This window comes from Lonsdalea iberica (genome assembly GCF_002111585.1).
Lineage (GTDB): Bacteria > Pseudomonadota > Gammaproteobacteria > Enterobacterales > Enterobacteriaceae > Lonsdalea > Lonsdalea iberica.
In genome coordinates this window covers 1-3,514 of record NZ_LUTP01000085.1, presented here as the reverse complement: position 1 = coordinate 3,514, position 3,514 = coordinate 1, and the positions used below count along the sequence as shown (strand labels likewise).

Sequence of the window (3,514 nt, the reverse complement as noted above, 5' to 3'; positions counted from 1 at the left end):
CGAACATAGGCGCGAGCACGCGACCCATTATTACCTCCAATAGATACTGCTGACACGGCTCCTTGTTCGCCGGTATTAAATGGACGCTCGCCATCACCAAACCCTATTGCTGTAGCTTCTGTATTCGTCTCAATGTTGGGCTGTATCCAGCTGGCTTCTTGTACAGTGAGAAGGCTTCGCCCGCCATCAATCCCACGCCCACTGTCCCAACCACGAATAAATTCGCCGCGCAGATCCGGTAATTTAAGTCCCGGATAGGCCTGCGCCAGCTTCGGATATTGGGCGGCTGTAAACGTCGCGCCGTTGCACTGGAGCCATCCAGCAGGCACCGTCGCGGACGGCCAGGGGATCGGCGTTCCTACCGGTAGCGCAGAACCTTCCCCTAAACCAAGGTTTTCGAGAAAACGCGCTTTATCCGGGATATCCGCGCCGTTTTGACCTTTTTCCATTTTGCCGGACAGCGAGTTCGTCACCGTGGCGGCGAAGTTGGCATCGTTGCCGAGCGCCGCTGACAGCTCTTTCAGCGTGTCCAGCGCTTCCGGCGAACCGTCCACCAGCGCATTGATGGCCGACTTCACGAAGGCCGTTGTCGCAATCTGCGTGGTATTCACGCTTTGTTCGGCGGTCGGCGCGGTCGGAATACCGCTCAGCGCTGGGCTGTTTAGCGGGGCCTTTTGCGCAATGCTGTTGGTTATCGTCGTCGCAAAGTGCGGGTCATTACCCAGCGCGACGGACAGCTCTTTCAGCGTATCCAGCGCCGCCGGAGAGCCATCGACCAGCGCGGCCACCACGCTTTTCACAAACGCCGTCGTCGCCAGCTGATCGCTGTTGCTGTCGCTCGCGGGCGTGGGCGCTTTCGGCATGCCGCTGAAGGTCGGGTTCAGCTTCGGCGCGTACTGGGTGTGCGGGTCGGCCGCGGATTCGTGCTGCGAAAGACCGGCGCTGGTCGCCTCCAAATTGTCTTTCAGGTAGCGCGTGCGGTAGGCCAGTTCCTGCGCCTGACGGTTGGATATCCCGCCGGGGCCGCCTACCACCGGGTCCGAGGTTTCCAACTGATATATCCCGTCGGTCCACTCGGCTTTTTCTGTTAACTCTGCCATTAGGCACTCCCGTAGTTGTAACTATTGTCATAGATTGCCGTGCGGTTGTAGCGAATCGGCACGGCGGTATATTCGATGCTGGCCAGATGGCAACGCGCGGGGGCGATGGCCTCCAGCGTGCGGCGCAGCATCTGCGCCTGATCGTTGGTGATCGGCTGCTGCAACAGCACGCGGTAAACCGCCCATTTGCTGGCGTCGCCGTACACGAACAGGTTGTTGTAACGGCGTTCGCCGTCGTAACTGAGGCGTCCGATATGCTCGATCAGCTCGACCTCGCCGAAGCCCAGACTGCGGATCACCGCGCGGATTGCCCAGGGCGTGCCCTTGTAGCGATGCATTTCGATAGCGGTTTTGATCATCGCCCGGCGCGCGTCTTCCGACTCCGCCAGCACCCAGCCGTCTTCCTTCAGCGAAAACTGTTCGGCCAACGCGTCCAGCGCGCTGCTGTCGACGATATCGACGAGGTAAACCATCAGCGCCGACAGATCCAGCTCATCCCAACGCTCGGCCAGATTCGCCAGCGCGGTCAGGCTGGCGTCCCCCGCCAGCGGCGGCGGAAGAGGCAGATCACTCATCCGACACCCCCGTCGCGACAATCTCGATACCGGTGCAGTGCGCCCACTGATGCTCTTCCACCGTCAGCGACTGCGCGGGCGAGGTCAGCGAAACGTCGTAGACGCCGCTTACCGACAGCGCGGCCATGATCTGGCTGAGCACGATATCTTTGCCGAGCGTCGCCGCCCGCGCCTTAACCCAGACGGCGGCGGCAGCTTCGGCCGCGGCTTTCACGGACTCGGCGGACTCGCCGCGCTTGATGACCAGCTGCGCATGGATGGCGTAATCCACCCGCTCCGGCGCGCTGACGGTGACCGTATCGGTCAGCGGACGCACCTTCTCTGCCGAGCACAGGCTTTCGACGGCGGTAAGCACCGCCTCATCCGGCAGCCCATCGGACATCAATGGGTACAGCTCGACCGTCCCCGGCATCGGCGACACCACCGCGACATCGACGATGTCCGGGTGCGCGCTCAGCGCGTGATAGCGGTACGCCAGCCGCGAACCCGCGGTGCTGAACGCTTCGGGCGCCAGCATGATGCGTTCACGCAGCTTCTCGTCATCTTCCTGCTCGGAACCGCCGCTGGTGGCCGTCAGGTTGCTGACCGTCAGGTCGACGAGATCGCTCACATCGTCCAGCAAGGTACTGATCTGCGCGGGCTGCCAACCATTGCCGACGGTGCCCGCGTCAGTGCAGGTCGCCGTGGTGGTGATGCTGTTCGTGCCGGCTTTCAGCACGGCGTCCGTGTCGGTGGCAAAGATGACGCTATCGGAGGCGCTGACTCGCAGCCCGGCCGGGATCAGCACGTCGGTCAGCGGCGCGGTGTCGACGCTAAATGCCAGCGTCGCCTGCGCAGACTGCGCGGCCAGGCGATAAACGCCCACCAGCTCGCCGAGATAATCCAGCATCGGCGCACGCGCGTAGCGCACCAGGTTCTGCTTGGCCGCGTCCTGAATGGCGCTGCGCAGTAGCATTTCGCGATAGGCGATAAGGTCAATCAGCAGACGCTCCGCCTGTGCTGGGTAAAGGGTTTTGCCGCTGTCCGCCTCGTAGCGGGCAATCATTTCAGCCGTGATCGCCTCTGCATCACGTTCGATAAACACAGGCTCTGTTGTTAACGCCATACCAGCTCCGTTTGTTGTTCCACGCCTGCAACCGTGCGCCACTGCACCCGCAGCGTCAGATGTTCGCCGTCCACCGTGGGTTTCACGCCCAGCAGTTTGCAGCGCGGCTCCCAACGTTTGATGGCCTCAACCGACTCCCGCACCACGTGCGGAATAGCCCGGTCAATCGGGTAGTCGAGGTAGCGATGCAAATCGCTGCCGAACTCCGGACGATGTGGGTCGCTACCGCGCGGGGTGCGCAGAATAATGAAAATGGATTGAGCAATATCGGCGGTGCCCTCGACTAAATCGCCGGGGTGTTGCAGTGCCGGTTGCCAGAAGATTGAGTTCGTTTTCATACGGTCAGTATCCCCGCCAGCCCGCGCCAGGGCTTGTAAACACAGTTAAAGGCAGGTAACGATTCATCGCGGAAAGTCGCGTTTTTTTCGTCCTTCCTCAAGGCGGATGGCGCGACAGGGAAATAGTGAGAAAACGCCCGGCGAGCGTGAAACTCACGACACGAAACAGGTCGCAAACGGGCGAGAACGCGTCGGGAAAAGGGTCGAAAAAGGCAAAGGGCAAACGGCTAACGGCAAACGTGAGTGTCCATCGACGTCAACGGACTCGGCGATCTCATGATGCGGATGCATTGACGATGGGGGAACCGTCAACGGAAAGCGCGGATATCGCAGAAAGCGAACGGGGAATGGGCGGTGTCGGGTGTCGGGTGTCGGGTGTCGGGTGTCGGGTGTCGG

At 61.6% G+C, this 3,514-nt stretch carries 4 protein-coding genes; all 4 read right to left on the bottom strand.

The annotated features are described in order from the left end of the window. A partial coding sequence (locus AU511_RS16565; protein ID WP_205756479.1) for a phage tail protein occupies nt 1-1,100 on the bottom strand: 1,100 nt, incomplete at its 3' end. Further along, nucleotides 1,100-1,675, bottom strand: coding sequence for a phage tail protein (locus AU511_RS16560; RefSeq protein ID WP_094102290.1), 576 nt, complete (start codon nt 1,673-1,675; stop codon nt 1,100-1,102). The genes AU511_RS16565 and AU511_RS16560, both read right to left, overlap by 1 nt. Next, nucleotides 1,668-2,780 (bottom strand): baseplate assembly protein, encoded by a 1,113-nt coding sequence (locus AU511_RS16555; protein WP_094110338.1) that lies wholly within the window; start codon nt 2,778-2,780, stop codon nt 1,668-1,670. Before AU511_RS16555 ends, AU511_RS16560 begins: the two co-directional genes overlap by 8 nt. After that, a complete protein-coding gene (locus AU511_RS16550) occupies nt 2,771-3,118 on the bottom strand; it encodes a GPW/gp25 family protein (RefSeq protein WP_085653702.1) in 348 nt (115 codons plus the stop codon). Before AU511_RS16550 ends, AU511_RS16555 begins: the two co-directional genes overlap by 10 nt. Nucleotides 3,119-3,514 lie beyond the last annotated feature (396 nt).

What these genes read in the sequence shown, in the direction of transcription:
- AU511_RS16560 (WP_094102290.1), bottom strand. Translation starts at nt 1,675, where the DNA reads ATGAGTGATCTGCCTCTTCCGCCGCCGCTGGCGGGGGACGCCAGCCTG.
- AU511_RS16555 (WP_094110338.1), bottom strand. Translation starts at nt 2,780, where the DNA reads ATGGCGTTAACAACAGAGCCTGTGTTTATCGAACGTGATGCAGAGGCG.
- AU511_RS16550 (WP_085653702.1), bottom strand. Translation starts at nt 3,118, where the DNA reads ATGAAAACGAACTCAATCTTCTGGCAACCGGCACTGCAACACCCCGGC.